This window comes from Mesorhizobium sp. ArgA1, from assembly GCF_053714375.1.
In genome coordinates this window covers 148788-170680 of the sequence record NZ_JBSKBQ010000006.1, presented here as the reverse complement: position 1 = coordinate 170680, position 21893 = coordinate 148788, and the positions used below count along the sequence as shown (strand labels likewise).

At 63.2% G+C, this 21893-nt stretch carries 23 protein-coding genes; 20 read left to right on the top strand and 3 right to left on the bottom strand.

What is annotated here, in order from left to right; all coding sequences use genetic code 11:
- Positions 1 to 47 precede the first annotated feature (47 nt).
- Positions 48 to 233, bottom strand: a complete 186-nt coding sequence (locus ACWGTI_RS16580) for a hypothetical protein (protein ID WP_454588101.1) — start codon at positions 231 to 233, stop codon at positions 48 to 50.
- Positions 234 to 1487 (bottom strand): NAD(P)/FAD-dependent oxidoreductase, encoded by a 1254-nt coding sequence (locus tag ACWGTI_RS16575; RefSeq protein ID WP_454588100.1) that lies wholly within the window; start codon positions 1485 to 1487, stop codon positions 234 to 236.
- A 437-nt stretch (positions 1488 to 1924) separates the two neighbouring features.
- Here ACWGTI_RS16575 and ACWGTI_RS16570 point away from each other — a divergent pair, with 437 nt between their 5' ends.
- The 18 genes from ACWGTI_RS16570 (at position 1925) to trmB (ending at position 19056) form a co-directional block, all read left to right on the top strand.
- Positions 1925 to 3217 (top strand): imelysin family protein, encoded by a 1293-nt coding sequence (locus ACWGTI_RS16570; RefSeq protein WP_454588099.1) that lies wholly within the window; start codon positions 1925 to 1927, stop codon positions 3215 to 3217.
- Positions 3218 to 3277: 60 nt separating this feature from the next.
- Positions 3278 to 3589 (top strand): (2Fe-2S)-binding protein, encoded by a 312-nt coding sequence (locus ACWGTI_RS16565; protein WP_454588098.1) that lies wholly within the window; start codon positions 3278 to 3280, stop codon positions 3587 to 3589.
- Positions 3555 to 4040 (top strand): bacterioferritin, encoded by a 486-nt coding sequence (gene bfr / locus ACWGTI_RS16560; RefSeq protein WP_454588097.1) that lies wholly within the window; start codon positions 3555 to 3557, stop codon positions 4038 to 4040. Before ACWGTI_RS16565 ends, bfr begins: the two co-directional genes overlap by 35 nt.
- A 12-nt stretch (positions 4041 to 4052) precedes the next feature.
- Entirely contained in the window at positions 4053 to 5654 is a 1602-nt protein-coding gene (locus tag ACWGTI_RS16555; RefSeq protein WP_454588096.1) for a di-heme oxidoreductase family protein, read from the top strand.
- Entirely contained in the window at positions 5654 to 6727 is a 1074-nt protein-coding gene (locus ACWGTI_RS16550) for an imelysin family protein (protein ID WP_454588095.1), read from the top strand. The genes ACWGTI_RS16555 and ACWGTI_RS16550 overlap by 1 nt, the downstream gene beginning before the upstream one ends.
- Before the next feature lie 12 nt (positions 6728 to 6739).
- Entirely contained in the window at positions 6740 to 7846 is a 1107-nt protein-coding gene (locus tag ACWGTI_RS16545; protein WP_454588176.1) for a DUF1513 domain-containing protein, read from the top strand.
- 96 nt (positions 7847 to 7942) lie between these two features.
- Positions 7943 to 8620: a tRNA (adenosine(37)-N6)-threonylcarbamoyltransferase complex dimerization subunit type 1 TsaB gene (gene tsaB, locus ACWGTI_RS16540; protein WP_454588094.1), complete on the top strand. Its 678-nt coding sequence runs from the start codon at positions 7943 to 7945 to the stop codon at positions 8618 to 8620.
- Positions 8620 to 9114 carry a ribosomal protein S18-alanine N-acetyltransferase gene (rimI, locus tag ACWGTI_RS16535; RefSeq protein WP_192249924.1) on the top strand — a complete coding sequence of 165 codons (495 nt, stop codon included), beginning with the start codon at positions 8620 to 8622 and terminating at the stop codon, positions 9112 to 9114. Before tsaB ends, rimI begins: the two co-directional genes overlap by 1 nt.
- A 27-nt stretch (positions 9115 to 9141) precedes the next feature.
- The gene (locus ACWGTI_RS16530; protein WP_454588093.1) at positions 9142 to 9942 is read left to right on the top strand and encodes a lysophospholipid acyltransferase family protein; all 801 of its coding nucleotides are present in this window, start codon (positions 9142 to 9144) and stop codon (positions 9940 to 9942) included.
- 73 nt (positions 9943 to 10015) lie between these two features.
- Entirely contained in the window at positions 10016 to 11425 is a 1410-nt protein-coding gene (gene miaB / locus ACWGTI_RS16525; RefSeq protein ID WP_454588092.1) for a tRNA (N6-isopentenyl adenosine(37)-C2)-methylthiotransferase MiaB, read from the top strand.
- Positions 11426 to 11508: 83 nt separating this feature from the next.
- Positions 11509 to 12501: a PhoH family protein gene (locus ACWGTI_RS16520; protein ID WP_235984004.1), complete on the top strand. Its 993-nt coding sequence runs from the start codon at positions 11509 to 11511 to the stop codon at positions 12499 to 12501.
- Positions 12502 to 12519: 18 nt separating this feature from the next.
- Entirely contained in the window at positions 12520 to 13026 is a 507-nt protein-coding gene (gene ybeY, locus ACWGTI_RS16515; protein ID WP_454588091.1) for an rRNA maturation RNase YbeY, read from the top strand.
- Between the two features lie 28 nt (positions 13027 to 13054).
- Positions 13055 to 14146, top strand: coding sequence for a hemolysin family protein (locus tag ACWGTI_RS16510; RefSeq protein ID WP_454588090.1), 1092 nt, complete (start codon positions 13055 to 13057; stop codon positions 14144 to 14146).
- An 11-nt stretch (positions 14147 to 14157) separates the two neighbouring features.
- Positions 14158 to 14628 (top strand): VOC family protein, encoded by a 471-nt coding sequence (locus ACWGTI_RS16505; protein WP_454588089.1) that lies wholly within the window; start codon positions 14158 to 14160, stop codon positions 14626 to 14628.
- A gap of 87 nt (positions 14629 to 14715) precedes the next feature.
- The gene (gene lnt / locus ACWGTI_RS16500) at positions 14716 to 16308 is read left to right on the top strand and encodes an apolipoprotein N-acyltransferase (RefSeq protein ID WP_454588088.1); all 1593 of its coding nucleotides are present in this window, start codon (positions 14716 to 14718) and stop codon (positions 16306 to 16308) included.
- Positions 16309 to 16445: 137 nt separating this feature from the next.
- Positions 16446 to 16865 carry a helix-turn-helix domain-containing protein gene (locus ACWGTI_RS16495; RefSeq protein ID WP_454588087.1) on the top strand — a complete coding sequence of 140 codons (420 nt, stop codon included), beginning with the start codon at positions 16446 to 16448 and terminating at the stop codon, positions 16863 to 16865.
- 203 nt (positions 16866 to 17068) lie between these two features.
- The gene (gene metK, locus ACWGTI_RS16490; RefSeq protein WP_454588086.1) at positions 17069 to 18334 is read left to right on the top strand and encodes a methionine adenosyltransferase; all 1266 of its coding nucleotides are present in this window, start codon (positions 17069 to 17071) and stop codon (positions 18332 to 18334) included.
- A gap of 20 nt (positions 18335 to 18354) precedes the next feature.
- Entirely contained in the window at positions 18355 to 19056 is a 702-nt protein-coding gene (trmB, locus tag ACWGTI_RS16485; RefSeq protein WP_454588085.1) for a tRNA (guanine(46)-N(7))-methyltransferase TrmB, read from the top strand.
- Between the two features lie 41 nt (positions 19057 to 19097).
- Here trmB and ACWGTI_RS16480 read toward each other — a convergent pair whose 3' ends face one another.
- Positions 19098 to 19262: a hypothetical protein gene (locus ACWGTI_RS16480; protein WP_454588084.1), complete on the bottom strand. Its 165-nt coding sequence runs from the start codon at positions 19260 to 19262 to the stop codon at positions 19098 to 19100.
- Positions 19263 to 19611: 349 nt separating this feature from the next.
- Here ACWGTI_RS16480 and rimP point away from each other — a divergent pair, with 349 nt between their 5' ends.
- Positions 19612 to 20244: a ribosome maturation factor RimP gene (gene rimP / locus ACWGTI_RS16475; protein ID WP_454588083.1), complete on the top strand. Its 633-nt coding sequence runs from the start codon at positions 19612 to 19614 to the stop codon at positions 20242 to 20244.
- Between the two features lie 52 nt (positions 20245 to 20296).
- The gene (nusA, locus tag ACWGTI_RS16470) at positions 20297 to 21892 is read left to right on the top strand and encodes a transcription termination factor NusA (RefSeq protein WP_454588082.1); all 1596 of its coding nucleotides are present in this window, start codon (positions 20297 to 20299) and stop codon (positions 21890 to 21892) included.
- Position 21893 lies beyond the last annotated feature (1 nt).

The following is a 21893-nucleotide window of genomic DNA, read 5'->3' as shown; positions in this document are numbered from 1 at the left end:
ATCGCCACTACCGCCTCGTCTCGACCAGCAGACTACGCCTTTTTGCTCTACGCTCGCTTTCGCAATTCAGCGAAATAGCCATCATCAACCGGAGCACCCGGCTCGGATGACGCGCCCTCAAGGAGTAGACGTCGAAGTAGTTGACGGTCTTGATCGCGGCGGATCAACTCACGGAAATATTCGCTGCTCACGGCGTAGCTCCTCTTCGTGGTTACTCGGACACGATCCTCCAACTAGCCCGCAGCCTTGACTGGCTCCATCGTCTGAAACGCCGCCAGCGCAGCCTTCAGCCCTTCCGGACCTTCCGCCACCGTCTGCGGCGTCGGCGAAAACCCGGCGCCCAGCATCTTGCGGCCGAGCATGTGGTCGCCCGGGCGATTGACCGATTCGATGCCGAGCAACCGGCTTCCGGCATAGTGGTAGATCGAGAACTTGTTCTCAGCCAGATCGCCCAGCACCACATGGCTGTCGCCGCCCGAGGTCAGCCCCACCATCTGCAATTTCATGTCGCCGATGTCCGACCAGAACCACGGCACTGCCGCATAGGCGTCCGCGTGGCCGGTGATAGTGCGCGCCGCAAGCCGCGCCTGGTCGGTGGCGTTCTGCACCGATTCCAGCCGCACGTCGCCGCCGGTCAGCCAGTGGCGGTATGAGGCGGCGTCGCCGATGGCGAGAACATCAGGCACCGAACTGCGCATCTGCTGGTCGACGCGGACGCCATTGGCGACCGTCAGCCCGGCGGCCTGCGCCAGTTCGACATTCGGCACCGCGCCGATGCCGACAATGACCATGCGCGCCGGCAGCCTTTCGCCGGTGGAGGTGACGGCAGCCGAGACATGGCCGTTTTCACCTTCCAGCCTTGCAATCGTGGTGCCGGTGAGGATGCGCACGCCGATTGTTTCCAGCCGCTGGCGGACATGGCTCGCCACCACCGGCGCCACCGCCCGGCCGAGCAGCCGTTCGACCGCTTCCACCACGGTGACGTTGCGGCCGGCGGCTCTGAGCGTCGCGGCGATCTCCAGCCCGATGAAGCCGCCGCCGAGGATGACGACGTCTTCGCTCTCTACGCTGAGTTCGCGGATCAGTCGCGCATCGGCGATCGAGCGCAGCGACAGCACACCGGAAAGGTCGGCGCCCGGCAGTGGCAGAAGCCGCGGCCGCGAACCGGTGGCGAGGATAAGGCGGTCGAAGGCAAGCGCGCCGCCGCCTGCTATTTCCAGCCTGTGGCCTGCCGTATCGATGCTGTCGATTCGGATGCCTGGCCTGAAGTCGATGGTGCTGCCTATATAAAAAGCCTCGCCGCGCAATGGCTGCGGTTTGGCCTCGGCATCCTTGATGAAGGTCTTCGACAGCGGAGGCTTGTGGTAGGGCAGTTCGCTCTCGTCACCGATCAGCACGACCGGGCCATCGTAACCCTCTTCGCGCAGGCTCGCAGCCGCCTGCACGCCCGCATGACCCGCACCGACAATGACGACACCGTTCTTCATCGCAAACCCGAATTCCGCTTTTAAATCTAGGCTGTCTCGGTACATGGCAATTGTCTGCCGCCGCCGCAACAAGCCCGTTCCGGGTCGCACCCGGAATGGTCGCCTGTCAATCCGTCTGTCACCGGGCCCATCGCGCCGCAGTGCGGATTTAAAGTTGATAGTTGCAGTTTAGAATAATTCTAAAGTGTTGTTTCAATTGAATTTTTTGGAGTCCACCAGTTGACTTCCGGCGCCGCCGTCGCTTTATGGAGCCTCGCGCGTCAGCGCATCCCTTTGATGTTTGGGCCTTGAACCCGTTCGATTGGAGGCATTTGGTGTCTTTCTTCCGTGAACCGCGCAGCTGCGCGGCATCCGTTGTGTCCCACGGCATGCCTATGTCCAGGCACAGTTTGGCACGCGCGCCTTTTACCGAATTTCCTTTGAACTGGAGAATGATGATGACAGCACGATATGGCAGCAGGCTGGCTGCGATCGGTGCCACGGCTATGCTGACGGCTGCGGTTTTCATACTGCCGGCCAAGGCGGCGGAGACCGATGCCAAGGCGGTCATCAAGACCTACTCCGACATCGCGCTGGCCAAGTACGAGGATTCGCTGACCACGGCACAGGCGCTGGACAAGGCCGTCGACGCGCTGCTCGCCACGCCTTCCGTGGACACGCTGAACGCCGCGCGCGAAGCCTGGAAGGCGTCGCGCGTGCCCTACCAGCAGACCGAGGCCTACCGCTTCGGCAACAAGATTGTCGACGACTGGGAAGGCAAGGTGAATTCCTGGCCGCTGGACGAAGGCCTGATCGACTATGTCGCCAAGAGCTATGGCGCCGAGTCCGATGCCAACGCGCTCTATACGGCCAATGTGATCGCCAACAAGGAAATCGAGATCGACGGCAAGAAGGTGGACGCCTCAAACCTGACGCCGGAATTCCTGTCCGGCACGCTGCAGGAAGCCGGCGGCATCGAGGCCAATGTCGCGACCGGCTATCACGCCATCGAATTCCTGCTCTGGGGCCAGGACCTGCACGGCACCGGCGCGGGTGCCGGCGACCGGCCCTACACCGATTACGATCTCAAAAACTGCACCGGCGGCAATTGCGATCGCCGCGCGCAATATCTGAAGTCGGCCAGCGACCTTCTGGTTTCCGATCTGCAGGAGATGGTCGGCAACTGGAAGGAAGACGGCGCCGCGCGCAAGAACCTTGTCGACGGCGAGCCGAACACTGCCATCTCGATCATTTTCACCGGCATGGGCTCGCTGTCCTACGGCGAACTGGCCGGCGAGCGCATGAAGCTCGGCCTGCTGCTGCACGATCCGGAAGAGGAGCACGACTGCTTCTCCGACAACACCTACAACTCCCATCTCAATGACGCCATCGGCATCCGCGCTGCCTATCTCGCCAGCTACACGCGCCTCGACGGCACCGTCGTTTCGGGCCCGTCGGCACACGATATGGTCAAGGCGGCCGATCCGGCGATCGACAAGGAACTGTCCGACAAGCTCGATGTCTCGGTCGCCAGGATGGAGGCGATCAAGGCGCGGGCCGTGGCCGGTGAGGCCTACGACCAGCAGATCGCCGAGGGCAATACCGAAGGCAACGCCACCGTGCAGGCGGCAATCGACGCGCTTGTCGACCAGACCAAGTCGATCGAACGCGCCGTCGGCGCCCTGAAGCTGAACAACATCGCCTTCGAGGGTTCCGACAGCCTCGACGCACCGGACAAGGTGTTCAAGTAGCACCCCAACCAACCACCAGCCAAACGGCGCGGAGGAGGCGCCGTCAGCCAGGGCCAATCCATGCTGATCTGCCATTGCAACATCATCACCGAAAAGGAGATCGAGCAGACGATCGTCGATCTGCTGGATCAGGACCCCTGGCAGCTCATCGTGCCGGCGAAGGTCTACCACGCCATGCACAAGCGCGGTCGCTGTTGCGGCTGCTTCCCAAATGTGGTCGAAACGATCATTCGGGTCACCGAGAATTACCACGCCCGCTCGGAGGCGAGCGGCGTGGACATCGTTTCACATCTGGATCGCGTTAGAGGCCTGCGCGTCCAATACGGGAGCAGAACCCATGAAAGGCGAACCACAGATCATCGAGCGGCTTAACGAGGCTCTGTTCCTGGAGCTCGGAGCGGTCAATCAATACTGGGTGCATTTCCGCCTGCTCGAGGACTGGGGATACGCCAAGCTGGCCAAGAAGGAACGCGCCGAATCGATCGAGGAGATGCACCATGCTGACCGGCTGGTGGCCCGTATCATCTTCCTCGAAGGGCACCCCAACCTGCAGTCGGTGGCGCCGTTGCGCATTGGCCAGAACGTCAAGGAAGTGCTCGAATCCGATCTTGCCGGCGAATATGACGCGCGCACCGCCTACAAGCGCTCGCGCGAGATCTGTGAAGAAGCAGGCGACTACGTGACGATGAAGCTGTTCGAGGAATTGCTCGCCGACGAGGAAGGTCATATCGACTTCCTCGAGACGCAGCTCGACCTGCTGGCCTCGATCGGCGAGGAAAAGTACGGCCAGCTCAACGCCGCATCGGCGGACGAGGCGGAATAGGACCATGCAGGAATGCGGCGCCCCCTAGATCTTCTGCGCCGCTTGCGGCGGGCCGCCGGCCCGCTGCTCCTCAAAAACCCGCGATATCAGGCGTTTCGCGGGCTTTCGGTTGTAATCCTGGCCGCAATTTCGGCCCCGGCCTCGTCCGGATCGTCGGAACCGGTCGGCCTCGCCGCCAGCCGCACCGACCTGACGCCGAAGGATCGGGCTCGCGTCATTGCCGTTACCAGGCCGACCACCGATTTCTCCAAACCCGAAGCCTTCGAAACGATGCAAGGCGGCGCCGGCACCTCGCGCAAGCAGGTCGACCGCGACGCCTTCTCGCAACCCGCTGAAAACATCACCTTCGAGGAAGAGGGCAATTTCAAGCTTGGCAATGCGCTGTTTCGCAAGAACTGGGTGTCGTCGCCGTCCTCGACCCAGGCTTCGGACGGCCTCGGACCACTGTTTAACGAGCGGGCCTGCCAGAATTGCCATCTGAAGGACGGCCGCGGCCGTCCTCCTGCTGCCGACAGTCGCACCACCTCGATGTTCCTGCGGCTTGCGCGCGATGCAAGTACGGCTGAGGAGAAGGCCGAGATCGCCGCGCAGACGGTGCTGAACTTCCCCGATCCGGTCTACGGCACGCAACTGCAGGAACTGGCGGTGCCCGGCCTCAAGGGCGAAGGGCGCATGCATGTCGACTATTACGAGGAAAAAGCGACGCTTGGCGACGGCAGCGCTGTTTCGCTGCGCAGGCCAAGCTATTCGGCCGACGGCCTTGGCTACGGGCGGCTCGACCCGCGCACCACGCTGTCGCCGCGCCTGACGCCGCCAATGATCGGGCTTGGCCTGATCGAACAGCTCGCGCCGGCCGATATCCTTGCCCATGCCGATCCGGACGATCGTGACGGCGACGGCATTTCCGGCCGGCCCAACATTGTGCGCGATGTCAGCAGCGGCGAACTGACGATCGGCCGTTTCGGCTGGAAGGCTCAGACCGCCTCGATCCGCCAGCAGGCAGCGGATGCCTTTGCCGGCGATATCGGCATTTCGACGCCGGAAGTGCCCAGGCACTGGGGCGATTGCACTGCCGCCGAAAAGGCGTGCCTTGCCATGCCGAACGGAGTGCAGAAGCGGCTCGGCGCCGTCGAGGCGCCGCCGCCGGTGATGGATCTCGTCACCTTCTATTCGCAGAACCTTGCCGTGCCGGCGCGGCGCGGTGTTGGCGCTGCCGGCGTGCTCGCCGGCAAGAAGCTATTCTACGAGCTGGGCTGCATTGCCTGCCACACGCCGAAATTCGTCACCATGCGCGGTACCCCCAACAAGGCGCAGGCCTTCCAGCTGATCTGGCCCTATTCCGACTTTCTGCTGCACGACATGGGGGCCGGCCTCGCCGATGGCCAGGCGGTAGGCGATGCCACGGGCAGCGAATGGCGCACCCCGCCGCTATGGGGCATCGGCCTGACCAGGACGGTCAACGGCAACACTTTCTTCCTGCATGACGGGCGTGCGCGCACGCTTACCGAAGCGATCCTGTGGCATGGCGGCGAGGGCCAGAAGGCGCGCGACCGGTTTGCCGCCGCCAATACGGCCGACCGCGATGCCCTCATCAAGTTCCTGGAGTCACTTTGATGCTCAAGTGTTTTCTGCCTGCACTCGCTCTTGCGCTGACCATGTCCTCCCCGGCATCGGCGTCGGTGAAAGCGTCCGACGTGATCCAAAGAGCGATCGACGGCTTTGTCCGCCCCGCCTATGCCAGGCTGCATGACCACACCGGTAGCCTCACCAAGGCCATGGACACGCTCTGCCAGTCGCCATCACAGGGCAATCTCGATGCCGCGCACGCCGAATTCTCGGCCACGGTCGCAGCCTGGTCGTCGGCCGAAATCATTGGCTTCGGGCCGATCAAGGAAAACAACCAGCTGGAGCGCATGCTCTACTGGCCGGACCGCAAGAGCATCGGCCTGAAGCAGGTGCAGGCGGCGCTCGCCGGCAAGGACCCGACCGCCACCGATCCGGCGCTGCTGGCGGGCAAGAGCGTCGCCATGCAGGGGTTCGGGGCGCTGGAATTCGTGCTTTACGGCGACGGTGCCGAGGCGCTGGCCGACAAGGACGATCCCTATCGCTGCGCCTATGGCGCGGCGGTCGCCAGGAACATCGAGACCATGGCGGCCGATGTCGATGCGGCCTGGAAAAAGCCGGACGGCTTTGCGGCCCTGTGGGCCAATCCGGGACCCGACAACGCGCTCTATCGCGACGGCACCGAAGCGGTGACCGAACTGGTCGGCGTGTTCATCAATGAACTCGAAATGGTCCGCGACGTGCGCATCAAAGGCTTCCTCGGCGTCAAGCCGCAGGGCGACAAGCCAAGGCAGGCGATCTACTGGCGCTCGCAAAACACGGGCCTCTCGCTGGCTGGAAATCTCTCCGGCATCGATACGCTGTTTGGGGCGTCAAAGCTCGGCGACGCACTGCCCGAGGATGCGCGCTGGATGGCGGAATCGATCCATATCCAGCTCACCAACGGCATTGCCACCGCCAAATCCATCCAGGGCCCGATCAACAAGGCGCTCGCCGATCCGGCCGAGCGTGAGAAATTCGAGCATTTCGCTTTGATTACCTCCAGCCTGTCGGGCCTGATCGGCACCAGGCTGACCGCCGAATTCGGCCTGACCGCTGGCTTTTCGTCGCTGGACGGGGACTGAGCATTGGTTGCGATACGCACACCGCTGATCGACCGCCGCGACTTTCTGAGGGCCGCCGGCGCCGGCTTTGTCGTAGCGATGGCGCCCCGAGCCTGGGCGGATATGCTGGCCGCGGACGCCGTCTTTGCCACCGCCTTCGTCAAGCGCGACGGCAGCTACGGCGCGGCTGTGCTGTCGGAAGCCGGCAAAGTATTGCATGCAATCGACCTGCCCGAGCGTGGCCACGATGTCACCTTCGATCCGGTATCGAAGCGCTCGGTGGTCTTTGCCAGGCAGCCCGGGACCTTCGCGGTGGTCTTCGACCATACCGGCCGCAATGCTCCGCAGACCATCGCCAGCATCACCGGCCGGCATTTCTTCGGCCACGGTGTTTTCTCCGCCGACGGTGCGCTGCTCTACGTCACCGAGAACGATTTCGACAATGCCGCCGGTGTGGTCGGAATCTACGACGCCCGCGCCAAATTCAACCGTATCGGCGAGTTCCCGACCTATGGCATGGGGCCGCACGAGCTTCTCCTGCTCGGCGACGACAGGACGATCGCAATCGCCAATGGCGGCATCGAGACCCATCCCGATTATGGCCGCGCCGAGCTCAACATCGCGACCATGAAGCCGTCCTATGTGCTGGTCGACCGCGTGACCGGCGACCTCATCGAAAAGCACGAACTGCCGGCGGCCCTCCACCAACTGTCGATCCGCCACATGGGCGCTGACCCCACAGGTACCATCTGGTTTGGCTGCCAGTATCGCGGACCGGGCACCGACCGTCCGCCGCTGGTCGGCCGTGCCGCCCGCGGCAAGGAATTGCAGCTGCTCGACATGCCGCAGGATGTGCTGTCCGGCTTCAGAAACTACATCGGCTCGGTCGCTGCCAATCCGGCAGCCGGAACCGTCGCCGTGTCTTCGCCGGAAGGCAATTCGCTGGCCGTGATCAACGCCGCCAGCGGCAAGATCGTCGCCACCAAGGCGCTGGTCGAGGTCTGCGGCCTCGCGCCCGACGGATCGGACTTCATGGCAACCACGGGTGCTGGCGAAATCGTAAAAGGCAGCGGCACGACGCGCTCCGAGCCCGACTATGTCTGGGACAACCACATGCTGCGCATTGAGCAAGTGGCATAAGGTTCGAAGCAAAGCCGCTTAACAATTTATGCGCTGGGCTCTTGCGGCGGCGCGCCATGGCGGGCAGAGGGAGACTGTTTTTCGAACCGGTCGCCCATGAAACTGCTCGCCATCGACTGTGCCGCCAATCTCTGCGCCGCTTGCGTCTTTGATGCAGTGGCCGGCAAAGAGCTCGGCCGCTCCGTGCTCAGGCTCGGCAAGGGCCATGCCGAGCATCTGATGGCCGTCATCGATCAGGCACTGAAGGCGGCCGGGACTTCCTATACCGGTCTTGGCGCCGTCGCGGTCTCCGTTGGCCCCGGCTCCTTCACCGGCTTGCGCGTTGGCGTGTCGGCGGCGCGTGGCCTGGCGCTGGCGTTGAAGATCCCGGCGATCGGCGTGACGACGCTGGAGGCGCTGGCCGCTGAGACGAGCTCGGCATTTCCTGGCCGCCCTGTCCTTTCCGTGCTCGACGCCGGCCGCGAGGAGATCCATGCCGCTCTTTACGATGGGGAAGCGATTTTGCGCTATGGTCCGGCGGTGACCACACTTGCGCAAGCCGCGGGAATGGCGGCTGACAATTTTCCGGTACTGGCCGGCACTGCGGCCGTGCAGATCGCGGCCACGGTCGGGCGCGATTTCGATGTCGGTCCGACATCGGCCACTGCCGACATTGCCGTCTACGCTCGGCTGGCTGCGGCAAATGGCGAGGGCGAAAAGCCGAAACCACTTTATCTGCGCGGCGCTGACGCCAAGCCGCAGGCAGGGTTCATTCTGTCGAGGCAGGACAAATAATGCGCATTCCTTTCCTCCAGCCGCGCCGCAGGGACTATGCGCTCGAACCGCTGACTATCGCCGATAGTCCGGCGGTGTCGGTGCTGCATCGCGAGGATTTCGTCCGGCCGTGGACCGATGGCGAGTTCGCCGCGCTGCTCGAGCAAGATACCGTGTTCGGCTATGCCGCGCGTGAGATCGGCCAGGGCGCCAAGCCGCCGGTCGGCTTCGTGCTGGCCAGGCTCGCTGCCGGCGAAGGCGAGATCCTGACCGTGGCGGTGGCGCGCTCGCACCGCCGCCAGGGGCTCGGCTGGCAGTTGATGGACGCGGTGCTGCGCGAATTGCATGCGCAGCGCGCCGAGGCGCTGTTCCTCGAGGTCGACGAAACCAATGTCGCGGCGATCGCACTCTACCGCAGGCTCGGCTTCCGCCAGGTCGGCCACCGCGCCAATTATTACCGCTCGACCGAACATGGCCCGACCGGCGCGCTTGTCATGCGCCGCGATCTTCGTTAGCGAGAGCGGAATAGGGCTGCTAGGCGCATGATCGGAAAAATCAGGATTTTCCTGGCGCTGAGCCTCGTTGTCATCGGCTCGCTTGCGCTTGTGCCGCTGCAGCTTCTGTCGATGAAGACCGGCATCTGGCGCGAGACAGTCATCTTGAAGGTCTGGCACCGGCTTATCGTGCGGACGCTCGGCCTGCGCATCCATGTCAAAGGCGCGTTGTCCATAAAGCGCCCGCTGCTGGTCGCCTCGAACCATATCTCCTGGACCGACATCATGGTGCTCGGCTCCTTTGCCGATGTCACGTTCATCGCCAGAGCGGATATGGAAGGTTGGCCGCTGATCGGCTGGCTGTCGAAGCTGCAGCGCACCGTCTTTATCGAACGCGAGCGCAAGCGCACAGCCGGCGACCAGGCTTCCGAAATCGCCAGCCGCATGGCCAAGGGCGACGCCATGGTGCTGTTTGCTGAAGGCTCGACCGGCGACGGCAATACCATCCTGCCGTTCAAGAGCACCTTGTTCGGCGCCGCCTCGATGGCGATTTCGGAAGGCGCCGCCGAACAGGTCTTCATCCAGCCGGTAGCGATCGCCTACACACGGGTGCACGGAGTGCCGCTCGGCCGCCGGCACCGGTCAATCGCCGCCTGGATCGGCGACCAGGACCTGATGCCGCATCTCAAGGTGCTGATGGCCGAAGGGGCGCTCGACGTCGAGGTGCATTTCGGCGAGCCCATCGCTTTCTCCAAGGGCTCGAACCGAAAGGAAACGTCGAGGCTGATGGAAAGCCAGGTGCGCGCCATGATGCAAGCCGCACTCGCCGACCCGATCCCGAGCCGGTAGCCCCGGGCTGCGCCTCAGGCCCATGCCCAGAATCGTCTGTTTTTTGTCACGGAAAGGCGTTAGAAGCCGCCGGATGGATTTGAACACGATAGAGCGCAACGACGCCGATAGTGCCGCGCAAACCGCTGGCGTGGCGTCTGACCCGGCCAAGAAGGTCTTCGTCAAGACCTATGGCTGCCAGATGAATGTCTATGATTCACAGCGCATGACCGATGCGCTGGCCGCCGACGGCTACACGGCGACGGACATCATCGCCGAGGCCGACCTGGTGTTGCTAAACACTTGCCACATCAGGGAAAAAGCGGCGGAAAAGGTCTATTCCGAGCTTGGCCGCATCCGCGATGTGAAGGCCGAACGCGCGGCAGCCGGGCGCGAAATGCTGATCGGCGTCGCCGGCTGCGTCGCCCAGGCCGAAGGTGCGGAAATCATCCGCCGTTCGCCGGCCGTCGATCTTGTCATTGGCCCGCAGACCTATCACCGTCTTCCAGACGTGCTGGCGCGGGCTCGCGGCGGCGAGAAGATCGTCGAGACCGAATATGCCATCGAGGACAAGTTCGAGCATCTGCCGCAGCCGAAGCGCGCCGAGGTGATCAAGCGCGGCGTCACCGCCTTCCTCACCGTTCAGGAAGGCTGCGACAAATTCTGCACCTTCTGCGTCGTGCCCTACACCAGGGGCTCCGAAGTGTCGCGGCCGGTGGCGCAGATCGTCGCTGAAGCCGAGCGGCTGGCCGATGCCGGCGTGCGCGAGGTGACGCTGCTTGGCCAGAACGTCAATGCCTGGCATGGCAAGGGCGAAGACGGCACGGAATGGGGGCTTGGCCGCCTGCTGTTCCGGCTGGCCGAGATCCCCGGCCTGGCGCGGCTGCGCTACACCACCAGCCATCCGCGCGACATGGACGACGAACTGATCGCTGCCCATCGCGACCTGCCGGCCTTGATGCCTTATCTGCATCTGCCGGTGCAGTCGGGGTCCGATCGCATCCTCAAGGCGATGAACCGCAGGCATACAGCCAGGGACTATCTGGCGCTGCTCGAACGCATCCGCGCCGCCCGCGGTGACATCGCGCTCTCCGGCGACTTCATCGTCGGCTTTCCCGGCGAAACCGAAGAGGATTTCGAGGCGACGATGGAACTGGTGCGTCAGGTCAACTACGCCTCGGCCTTCTCGTTCAAATATTCGCCGCGTCCCGGCACGCCGGGCGCCGAGATGCCCGATCACGTGCCGGAGGCGGTCAAGGACGAGCGTCTGCAGCGCCTGCAGGCCCTGCTGCTCAAACAGCAGCAGGATTTCGGCTCGAGCCTGGTTGGCAGCACCATCGATACGCTGATCGAGAAGCCCGGTCGTCAGCCCGGCCAGAAGGTCGGCAGGTCGCCATGGCTGCAGCCGGTTATTGTTGATGAAAAGGCCGGCGAAATCGGTGACATTATTCAAGTGCGAATCACAAGGACAGGCTACAATAGCTTGTTCGCCGAACGGGTCTGATGACCTCGGCAGATGAGGAGAGACGGTTGAGCGCTGCTGAAGTGAAGACTCTGCCCCAGAATCAAGCATCCGGGGCCTCTGACATGGCGCACATCGTTCTGACTTTCGACAACAACAAGCTTGCCAGCGCCCTGTACGGCCAGTTCGACGAGAACCTGGCGCGGCTCGAGCAGAAGCTCGGCGTCGACATCCGCTCGCGCGGCAACCAACTGACCATCAAGGGCTCGGCCTCCGCGGCCGAGCAGGCGCGCCGAGCGCTCGACAATCTCTACGGCATTCTTCAGAAGGGCACCGATATCGGCCAGTCCGACGTCGACGGCGCGGTGCGCATGGCGATTGCAGCCGACGACCAGCTGACGCTGCCGACGCTGGAGCGCAAGGGCAAGGTCTCGGCCGCCCAGATCTCCACCCGCAAGAAGACGATCTATGCCCGCTCGCTCAACCAGGACGCCTATATGCGGGCGCTGGAGCGGTCGGAACTGGTGTTCGGCATCGGACCGGCCGGCACCGGCAAGACTTATCTGGCTGTGGCGCATGCGGCGATGCTGCTTGAACGCGGCATGGTCGAGCGCATCATCCTGTCGCGACCGGCGGTCGAGGCCGGCGAGCGGCTGGGCTTCCTGCCCGGCGACATGAAGGAAAAGGTCGATCCGTATCTGCGGCCGCTTTATGATGCGCTCTACGACATGATGCCGGCCGACAAGGTCGAGCGCGCTATCGCTGCCGAAGTCATCGAAATCGCGCCGCTGGCCTTCATGCGTGGACGAACACTGGCACACGCCGCGGTCATCCTCGACGAGGCGCAGAACACCACGCCGATGCAGATGAAGATGTTTCTGACCCGCCTCGGCGAGAATTCGCGCATGATCGTCACCGGCGATCCGACGCAGATCGATCTGCCTCCAAGCACCAAATCCGGCCTGGTCGAAGCCTTGCGTGTCCTTGACGGCGTGGCCGGCGCGGTAACCGTGCGCTTCAACGATGTCGACGTCGTGCGCCATCCGCTCGTGGCGGAAATCGTCAGGGCCTATGACCGCGACGCCAAGCTGGCGCGCGGCCTCGGCGCCGAGAATTGATCATGACGATGCGGGCTCATGCCTGAAGACATAAAACCTGGCGGCGGGGATAGTTCGATCCCCGTCGAGATCGACCTGTCGGTCGATGCCGGCGATTGGCCCGACGAGGCGGCGCTGACCCTTCTGGTCGACCGCGCCGTATCGGCCGCCTTTGCCGAAACCGCTGCTGCCGGCCATTCCGAGCTAAGCATCGTCTTTTCCGACGATGCCCATATCCGCACCCTCAACGCCGGCTGGCGCGGCAAGGACAAGGCGACCAACGTCTTGTCTTTCCCGGCTTTTCCCTTCCCCAAGGGCGGCAAGTTGCCGCCAATGCTTGGCGATATCGTGCTCGCGTCCGAGACGGTGACGCGTGAAGCGGCCCTGGAAGAGATGCCATTCGAGAACCATATCACCCATCTCGTTATCCACGGCCTGCTGCATTTGCTGGGCTACGATCACGAGACCGACGAAGAGGCCGAGGAGATGGAAGCCATCGAGCGCGCGGCGCTGGCAAGGCTTGCCATTCCCGATCCCTACACGTAATGACAAAAGACCAATTGACCGGACGACGATGAACGACAAACCAGAAACTGCCGCCCGCCCCGAGGCTGGCAGTGCGCCCAAGCCTTCCGATACGACGGAAGAGGGATCGAGTCCGAGTACCAGTTCCGGCAGCCCCGCTTCTGGCAGCATTGCCAGCGAGCCAACGCCTGCCGGTCCATCCCTGTTCGACCGCGTTTTGGGCCTGTTCCGGCAGCGCAACGGCACCAGCCTGCGCGAGGAAATCGCCGGCGCGCTTGCCGAAACCACCAGCGATGTCGAATCGTTTTCGCCCGGCGAACGCGCCATGCTCAATAACATATTGCGCCTGCGCGAAGTGCGCGTCGAGGATGTCATGGTGCCGCGCGCCGACATCGAAGCGGTCGAGATCACCACGACTTTGGGCGATCTGCTCGGCCTGTTCGAGCAGTCCGGCCATTCCCGCATGCCGGTCTATTCCGAGACGCTCGATGACCCGCGCGGCATGGTTCACATCCGCGACGTGCTGGCGCACATCACCAAGGTCGCCCGGGTCAAGAAGGGCAGGACATCGAGGAAGACGCCGGCAACGACGCTTCTTGATCTTGCCCAGGTCGATCTTGGCCGCACCATCGGCGACCTCAATCTGATCCGCCCGGTGCTGTTCGTGCCGCCCTCCATGCTTGCCTCCGACCTGATGGGCCGCATGCAGACGACGCGCACCCAGATGGCGCTCGTCATCGACGAATATGGCGGCACCGATGGTCTCGCCTCGCTGGAAGACATCGTCGAAATGGTCGTAGGCGACATCGAGGACGAGCATGACGAGGACGAGCCTCTGATCACCCAGACCGGCGAGGGCGTCTTCGTCGTCGACGGCAAGGCCGAGATCGACGAGGTCGCCAAGATGATCGGCGAGGATTTTACCGCCGGCGAGCATGGCGAATATGTCGACACCATCGGCGGCATGATCTTCAACACGCTCGGTCGCGTGCCCGCACGCGGCGAAGTCGTGCAGGCGATACCCGGCTTCGAATTCCACGTGCTGGATGCCGATCCGCGCCGCGTCAAGCGCGTGCGCATCGTCCAGAACCAGAAGGGCGAGCGCCGCCGCCGCGCAACCGCTCGCACCGAGCAGGCCTGATCTCGCGCCGGATGACGGTCGACGATCCGTTCAAACACGCCACCTTCGGTTCCGGGATCTTCTATCGGGATCCAAAGGCGGCACTGATCTGGCTTCAGGCGGCGTTCGGCTTCGAGCCGAGCATGGTGGTCAGCGACGCCGACGGACGGCTTGTCCATGCCGAAATGCGTTTCGGCGACGGCTACATCATCGTCGATTCCGAATGGGCCGATCACGTCGCCAGTCCGGCAAGTGTCGTCGGCAAGAACACCCAGTCGGTCTGTGTGCGACTGAAAGACGGCCTGGACGCGCATTGCGAACAGGCGAGGGCGGCCGGAGCCGAGATCGTCGAGGAGCCTGCCGACCAGTTCTACGGCGAGAGGCAATATCGGGCGCGCGATCCCGAAGGCCATGTCTGGACCTTCACCCAGACCCTGCGCGCCGTTCCGCGCCAGGAGGCCGAACAGCTGAGCGGCTTCAGCATCGAGGGCTGGCACCGATAGCGCTGCGATTGGCCGGTTCGCAGCGAGTCGCGTTTCAATAAATCTGATAAATCTTGGCTTCTGATTCGCACGACTTGGGAAGTCTGCATGGAGCGCCTGGCCGGCCGGATAATTCTGCTTTGGGGCTGGCGGCGCGCGCTGGTGGCGTTTCTCGCAGGTGCGCTGGCGGTGCTCGCCCAGGCGCCTTACGATTTCTTTGCCGTCTGTTTCGTCTCGTTTCCGGCGCTGGTCTGGCTGCTTGACGGCGCTACCGGCGAGGCATCCGACAGCTGGCTGCGGCGCCTCCGGCCGGCTTTTGCCATTGGTTGGTGGTTCGGCTTCGGCTATTTCCTTGCCGGCCTGTGGTGGATCGGCGAGGCGCTTCTGGTTGAGGCTGACAGCTTCGCCTGGGCCTTGCCCTTCGCGGTCGTAGGCATTCCTTTGGCGCTGGCATTTTTCTACGGCTTCGCCACCGTCGTCGCGCGGTTGTTATGGACCAACGACATCGGCCGCATCGCCGCCCTTGCCTTTGCTTTTGGCCTGACGGAATGGCTGCGCGGCTTCCTGTTCACCGGCTTTCCCTGGAATGCCGTTGGCTATGCGGCGATGCCCGTGCCGCTGCTGATGCAAAGCGTGTCGGTCACGGGCATGATCGGCATGAACGCATTGGCGGTCTTTGTCTTTGCCATGCCGGCTCTGCTCGCCGCGCGCCGGCACCTGCGCCTCGGACTGGCATTGCTTGCCGTGCTCGTCACCGCCCATGCCGGCTTCGGCTATTTCAGGTTGGCGACCCCCGACAAGCCGGCAACGCAAAATCTCGATGTCCGCATAGTACAACCGGATGTCGATCTCGGCGAGAAGTGGGACGCCTCGGTACGCGACCGCATCTTTGCCACCATGATGGGCCTGTCGGCCGCAGCGCCGGATCCCGGTCATAACAAACCGCAGCTGATCCTGTGGCCGGAGACGTCGGTGCCCTTCCTGTTAACCGAGCGCCCAGATGCACTGACGGCGCTCGGCGACATGCTGCAACCCGGGCAGATGCTGATTGCCGGCGTCGTGCGCGAGGAAGGCGGATCGGGGGCCGATGCCGGCAGCCGCTATTACAATTCGGTGGTGGCGATCGACGACAAGGGTGAGCTTGCCGACGCCGTCGACAAGGTCCATCTGGTGCCCTTCGGCGAGTATCTGCCGTTTTCCGGCCTGCTCAGCCGTTTCGGCATCGAACAGCTGGTCGCCGGGCCGATGAATTTCGCCGCCGGCAATGAGCGCCACCCGATCGTTTTGCCCGGCGGCATCAGCGCCTTGCCGTTTATTTGCTACGAGGTGATCTTTCCCGATCTCGTGGCAGTTGACGCTACGTCATCTCAGCTTATTGTGAACGTCACAAATGATGCATGGTTCGGCGACACGCCCGGGCCGTACCAGCATTTCAGGCAGGCACAGATTCGCGCGGTGGAAAATGGATTGCCCCTGTTGCGCGCAGCCAACAACGGCATTTCGGCCGTTGTCGATACACGGGGACGCATCGTTGACGCCCTGGCGGTCGATGCGCGCGGCGCCATCGACGTGCGGGTGCCCATCTCCGGCCAGGCTTTCATCTCCGCCGCTCGACGCCGCGTTAACGGAATGCTGATCATGTTCCTGTTTGCCGCGATCGCCCTCAGCTCGAACGTAAGGCAACGGCTACGGGTGAATTGACAGTCGACACATTAGAAACTCATACTGTTATCGCCTAATTTTCTCGAAGTCGGTTGGTGTTTCTGTTGGGGCAGTTGGCTCCGGCTTCGTTTGGGCAAGAAAAATAGAAAAGGCCGGAAAAATTCGGCGAGGAAAAAATGACAGAAGAAAACAAGAAAAAACCGAATCCGATCGACATCCACGTCGGAAGTCGCGTGCGGCTTCGGCGCAATATGCTTGGAATGAGCCAGGAAAAGCTGGGTGAAAATCTCGGTATTACGTTTCAACAGATCCAAAAATATGAAAAGGGAACGAACCGCGTCGGCGCCAGCCGTCTGCAGGCAATAGCCTCGATACTCAGCGTGCCTGTCGCCTTCTTTTTCGAAGATGCGCCAGGGCAGGAGCCGATGGGTAACAGAGGATTTGCCGAGGACGCTTCGATGGCTTTCGCCGTCGAATTCTGCGGCAGTCCGGAAGGACTTCAGCTCAACCGCGCCTTCGTCAAGATCGCGGATGTGAAGGTGCGCCGCCGGATCATCGATCTGGTGAAATCCCTTTCTGCCGAAGATGCCGAGTGATTCGGTGGGTCAATTGACCCATTGGCCCGAGTAGCCCCGAGGCGAGACTGCCGGCGGCACGTGCCGCCGGTGGTACATGATATATTGCCGCAACATTCATTCCAAAGCCGCTGCACCGCTTGACGAGCGGCGCCCGGCACCGTTAACACGTGGCGCGCCAAAATCGGCAGCCCTGCCGATCGTTTTTTCAAGAGGGGACACCCGTGACGCGGCAGAACTACTTCTTCACCTCGGAATCCGTTGCTGAGGGTCATCCCGACAAGGTCTGTGACCGCATCTCCGACGAGATCGTCGATCTGGTCTATCGCGAGGCCAAGAAGACCGGCATGGACCCGTGGAAAGTCCGCGTCGCCTGCGAGACGCTCGCAACCACCAACCGTGTCGTCATCGCAGGTGAGGTCCGTGTTCCCGAGACACTGTTAAAGAAGGACAAGGCCGGCAAGATCCTGATGGATGCCGCCGGCCACCCTGTCGTCAACCCGGCCAAGTTCAAGTCGGTCGCCCGCAAGGCGATTCGCGAAATCGGCTACGAGCAGGCCGGCTTCCACTGGAAGACGGCGAAGATCGAGGTTCTCCTGCACGGCCAGTCGCCCGACATCGGCCAGGGCGTCGACAACGCCGCCGACCGCCAGGGCGAAGAAGGTGCCGGCGACCAGGGCATCATGTTCGGCTATGCCTGCCGCGAGACGCCGGATCTTATGCCGGCGCCGATCTATTACAGCCACAAGATTCTCGAACTTCTCGCCGCCGCCCGTCACGAAAACAACGGCGAGGCCGGCAAGCTCGGCCCCGACGCCAAGAGCCAGGTCACCGTCCGCTACATCGATGGCAAGGCGGCCGAAGCGACACAGATCGTGCTGTCGACGCAGCATCTTGATTCGTCCTGGGATTCCAAGAAGGTCCGCAAGGTCGTCGAACCTTACATCCGCGAGGCGCTCGGCGACCTCAAGATCGCCGACGATTGCATGTGGTACATCAACCCGACCGGCAAGTTCGTCATCGGCGGCCCGGACGGCGACGCCGGCCTGACCGGCCGCAAGATCATCGTCGACACCTATGGCGGCGCGGCCCCGCATGGCGGCGGCGCTTTCTCCGGCAAGGACACCACCAAGGTCGACCGCTCCGCCGCCTATGCGGCGCGCTACCTCGCCAAGAATGTCGTGGCGGCCAAGCTCGCCGACCGCTGCACCATCCAGCTTTCCTATGCCATCGGCGTCGCCCAGCCGCTGTCGGTCTATGTCGACCTGCACGGCACCGGCAAGGTCGACGAGGCCAGGCTCGAGGATGCGCTGCGCACCGTGATGGACCTGTCGCCGTCCGGCATTCGCCGTCATCTCGACCTCAACAAGCCGATCTACGCCAAGACCTCGTCCTATGGCCATTTCGGCCGCAAAGCCGGTCGCGACGGGTCTTTCTCCTGGGAAAAGACCGATCTCGCCAAGGCACTCAAGGACGCGGTCGCCGCCTGAGGGCGGCGCGCGACCCGGCCATGGATCCACAGGACAGGCGGAGCCGCGCGACCGAAGGGTTCTTCGGCCGCCGGCACGGCAAGACCATTCGCCCGCAGCAGGCGGCAGCGCTGGAAAGCGGTCTTGGGGCCCATGGCCTCGACCTCTCCACGGAAGCACCGGCAGAGTTGCGTACGCTGTTTGCCGCGGATGTTTCAACGGTTCGGCTGGAAATCGGCTTCGGCGGCGGTGAGCATCTGCTGCATCGCGCCACGGAGGACCCGGCGGCCGGCTTCATCGGCGTCGAGCCGTTCGTCAACGGCATGGCCAAGCTGATGATGGCGGTGCGGGAAAAGCCGCTCGCCAATCTGCGCGTCCACAATGACGACGCCACGCGCCTGCTCGACTGGCTGCCGCAGGCCTCGCTCGACGGTATCGACCTGCTCTATCCCGATCCCTGGCCGAAGAAGAAGCACTGGAAGCGGCGTTTCGTCAGTCGGCTCAATCTCGATCGGTTCGCACGCGTCCTGAAGCCAGGCGGAAAATTCCGCTTCGCGTCCGACATCGACACCTATGTGACCTGGACCTTGTTGCACTGCCGGGCGCATGGCGCGCTCGTATGGCAGGCGCAAGACGCTGCAGACTGGCACCGGCCCTATGAGGGCTGGCCGGGCACACGCTATGAGGCGAAGGCTGCTCGCGAAGGCCGGCGGCCGGCCTATCTCACCTTCACCAGAAAATAACACAGATGCGGGGGGTAATGATCCCCGCATCACTGGCAGCCTTAGAAACGGCCCATCTTGTCGAAGGCGGTCGGGTCCATGCCAAGCTTGCGCAGATCGTTGGCGCGCGGCTTGCGGCCGGCTTCGACGGCGCGCGAGGCGGCAACGGCGCTGCCGAACAGGGCGAAGGCATCGCCTATGGCGGAAAACACATTGCGGTTGTTCATTGTCTTGACCTTTCGCGCTTCACCGCGCGCTATCTCTGTTTGTGCGATGCAACATAGATAGGGACGCCATGCCGGGAATCACAGTGCCGTTACCGCATGGGCTGCATGCGCTCGGTGCAATCCTGCCTGGCTGCCTTCGGCCGTGCATTGCCCGGCCCGTTAACAGACTTGAAACACCGGCCGGGATCGTCTATATCAGCCTCAAATTCTTGGTCGGTATGACGAAGAGTGGGTCCACCCGGTCCCGCTCTTTTTTATTACCTGCCGCTCAGTATCAGAGCATGATCCCGAAAAGTGGGACCCGGTTTTCGGAAAAGATCATGCTCCGGCAAGCAACGACAGGAACCTCATGACTGCAACGGCAAGCGAAGCCGACGACCGCATCATCCGCGAAAGCGGCATCGATGCGCGCATCGCGCTGATCGTTCAGCCGGTGTTGCACGGCATCGGCTTTCGCCTCGTGCGTGTGCATCTGTCGGGCCAGAACGGCCTGACGCTGCAGATCATGGCCGAGCGCGAGGACGGCACCATGACCGTCGAGGATTGCGAAGAGGTCAGCCGCGCGGTGTCGCCGGCGCTCGATGTCGACGATCCGATCGAGAAGGCCTATCATCTCGAAGTGTCGTCGCCAGGCATTGACCGGCCGCTGGTGCGCAAGTCGGATTTCGTCACCTGGACCGGCCATCTGGTGAAGATGGAGACCTCGGTGCTGGTCGCTGACCGCAAGCGCTTCAAGGGCAAGATCGCCGAAGCCGCCGAAGATGATGTGCTGATCGAGCGGGACAAGGCCGCTTATGGCGAAGAGCCGACGGTGCGTGTTCCCTATGACGCGATCGCCGATGTGCGGCTGATCCTCACCGACGACCTCATCCGCGACGCGCTGTCGAAGGACAATCGGGAGCGCAAGGAAGCCAAGAAACGCCGCGGCGAGCCGGAAGACGATGTTTCCGAAGACGCCACGGAAGAACACGAACAGGAATAACGATTGAGCTGCCGGGCCTAAGGTCCGGCACTTGAGTTCGGGAGATAAAGACATGGTTGTAAGCGCCAACAGACTTGAACTGCTGCAGATCGCCGACGCGGTCGCGCGTGAAAAGTCGATCGACAAGTCGATCGTCATCGCCGCCATGGCCGATGCGATCCAGAAGGCCGCACGCTCGCGCTACGGCCAGGAAACCAACATCCGCGCTGACATCAACGCCACCACCGGCGAGATGAAGCTGCAGCGGCTGATGGAAGTTGTCGAGAAGGTCGATGACTACGCCACCCAGATCGCCATTTCCTCGGCCCGCGAGCGCAATCCCGACGCCCAGCTCGGTGACTTTATCGCCGAACAGCTGCCGCCGATGGATTTCGGCCGCATTGCGGCCCAGTCGGCCAAGCAGGTCATTGTGCAGAAGGTGCGCGAGGCCGAACGTGACCGCCAGTATGACGAATACAAGGACCGCATCGGCGAAATCGTGAACGGCACCGTCAAGCGCGTCGAGTATGGCAACGTCATCGTCGATCTCGGCCGTGGCGAGGCGATTATCCGCCGCGACGAGCTGATCCCGCGCGAAAACTACAAATATGGCGACCGCGTTCGCGCCTATGTCTACGATGTGCGCCGCGAACAACGCGGCCCGCAGATCTTCCTGTCGCGCACCCATCCGCAGTTCATGGCCAAGCTCTTCACCATGGAAGTGCCGGAAATCTACGACGGCATCATCGAGATCAAGTCGGTCGCCCGCGATCCCGGCTCGCGCGCCAAGATCGCCGTCATTTCGCGCGATAGCTCGATCGATCCGGTCGGCGCCTGCGTCGGTATGCGCGGCAGCCGCGTCCAGGCGGTGGTCGGCGAATTGCAGGGCGAAAAGATCGACATCATTCCGTGGTCGCCTTCGGCCGCCTCCTTCATCGTCAATGCGCTGCAGCCGGCGGAAGTCGCCAAGGTCGTGCTCGACGAGGATGCCGAGCGCATCGAGGTGGTGGTTCCCGACGACCAGCTGTCGCTTGCCATCGGCCGCCGCGGCCAGAACGTGCGCCTTGCCTCGCAGCTCACCGGCTGGGACATCGATATCCTGACCGAGGCCGAGGAATCCGAGCGTCGCCAGAAGGAATTCGTCGAGCGTTCGTCGCTGTTCATGGAAGCGCTCGATGTCGACGAGATGGTCGGCCAGGTGCTGGCCTCCGAAGGCTTCACCAGTGTCGAGGAAGTCGCCTATGTCGATTCGGGCGAAATCGCTTCGATCGACGGCTTCGACGAAGACACCGCTTCGGAGATCCAGACCCGCGCCCGCGAGTACCTGGAGAAGATCGAAGCCGAGCATGACGAGAAGCGCAAGGCGCTGGGCGTCGCCGACGAGCTGCGCGAGATCCCCGGCGTTACCACCGCGATGATGGTGACGCTCGGCGAGGATGGCGTGAAGACTATCGAGGATTTCGCCGGCTATGCCGCCGACGATCTGACCGGCTGGAAGGAACGCAAGGACGGCGAGACCAAGGTTTATCCGGGCGTTCTCGCCAATCACGGCGTGTCGCGCGCCGATGCCGAGCAGATGGTTCTGGCAGCCCGCCTCAAGGCCGGCTGGATCACCGAAGACGAGCTTGCAGCCGAACAGGTCCCGGCTGACGAAGCTGTTGGTGCGTGAG

Excerpts from the sequence above, each read along its gene's own strand:
- ACWGTI_RS16570 (WP_454588099.1), top strand. The coding sequence starts at position 1,925 with ATGACAGCACGATATGGCAGCAGGCTGGCTGCGATCGGTGCCACGGCT.
- rimI (WP_192249924.1), top strand. The coding sequence starts at position 8,620 with ATGCGCATTCCTTTCCTCCAGCCGCGCCGCAGGGACTATGCGCTCGAA.
- miaB (WP_454588092.1), top strand. The coding sequence starts at position 10,016 with ATGGATTTGAACACGATAGAGCGCAACGACGCCGATAGTGCCGCGCAA.
- ACWGTI_RS16550 (WP_454588095.1), top strand. The coding sequence starts at position 5,654 with ATGCTCAAGTGTTTTCTGCCTGCACTCGCTCTTGCGCTGACCATGTCC.
- ACWGTI_RS16555 (WP_454588096.1), top strand. The coding sequence starts at position 4,053 with ATGCGGCGCCCCCTAGATCTTCTGCGCCGCTTGCGGCGGGCCGCCGGC.
- lnt (WP_454588088.1), top strand. The coding sequence starts at position 14,716 with ATGGAGCGCCTGGCCGGCCGGATAATTCTGCTTTGGGGCTGGCGGCGC.
- rimP (WP_454588083.1), top strand. The coding sequence starts at position 19,612 with ATGACTGCAACGGCAAGCGAAGCCGACGACCGCATCATCCGCGAAAGC.
- ACWGTI_RS16495 (WP_454588087.1), top strand. The coding sequence starts at position 16,446 with ATGACAGAAGAAAACAAGAAAAAACCGAATCCGATCGACATCCACGTC.
- ACWGTI_RS16530 (WP_454588093.1), top strand. The coding sequence starts at position 9,142 with ATGATCGGAAAAATCAGGATTTTCCTGGCGCTGAGCCTCGTTGTCATC.
- ACWGTI_RS16480 (WP_454588084.1), bottom strand. The coding sequence starts at position 19,262 with ATGAACAACCGCAATGTGTTTTCCGCCATAGGCGATGCCTTCGCCCTG.
- ACWGTI_RS16575 (WP_454588100.1), bottom strand. The coding sequence starts at position 1,487 with ATGAAGAACGGTGTCGTCATTGTCGGTGCGGGTCATGCGGGCGTGCAG.
- ACWGTI_RS16510 (WP_454588090.1), top strand. The coding sequence starts at position 13,055 with ATGAACGACAAACCAGAAACTGCCGCCCGCCCCGAGGCTGGCAGTGCG.
- ACWGTI_RS16505 (WP_454588089.1), top strand. The coding sequence starts at position 14,158 with ATGACGGTCGACGATCCGTTCAAACACGCCACCTTCGGTTCCGGGATC.
- ybeY (WP_454588091.1), top strand. The coding sequence starts at position 12,520 with ATGCCTGAAGACATAAAACCTGGCGGCGGGGATAGTTCGATCCCCGTC.
- tsaB (WP_454588094.1), top strand. The coding sequence starts at position 7,943 with ATGAAACTGCTCGCCATCGACTGTGCCGCCAATCTCTGCGCCGCTTGC.
- ACWGTI_RS16565 (WP_454588098.1), top strand. The coding sequence starts at position 3,278 with ATGCTGATCTGCCATTGCAACATCATCACCGAAAAGGAGATCGAGCAG.
- ACWGTI_RS16520 (WP_235984004.1), top strand. The coding sequence starts at position 11,509 with ATGGCGCACATCGTTCTGACTTTCGACAACAACAAGCTTGCCAGCGCC.
- trmB (WP_454588085.1), top strand. The coding sequence starts at position 18,355 with ATGGATCCACAGGACAGGCGGAGCCGCGCGACCGAAGGGTTCTTCGGC.
- nusA (WP_454588082.1), top strand. The coding sequence starts at position 20,297 with ATGGTTGTAAGCGCCAACAGACTTGAACTGCTGCAGATCGCCGACGCG.
- bfr (WP_454588097.1), top strand. The coding sequence starts at position 3,555 with ATGAAAGGCGAACCACAGATCATCGAGCGGCTTAACGAGGCTCTGTTC.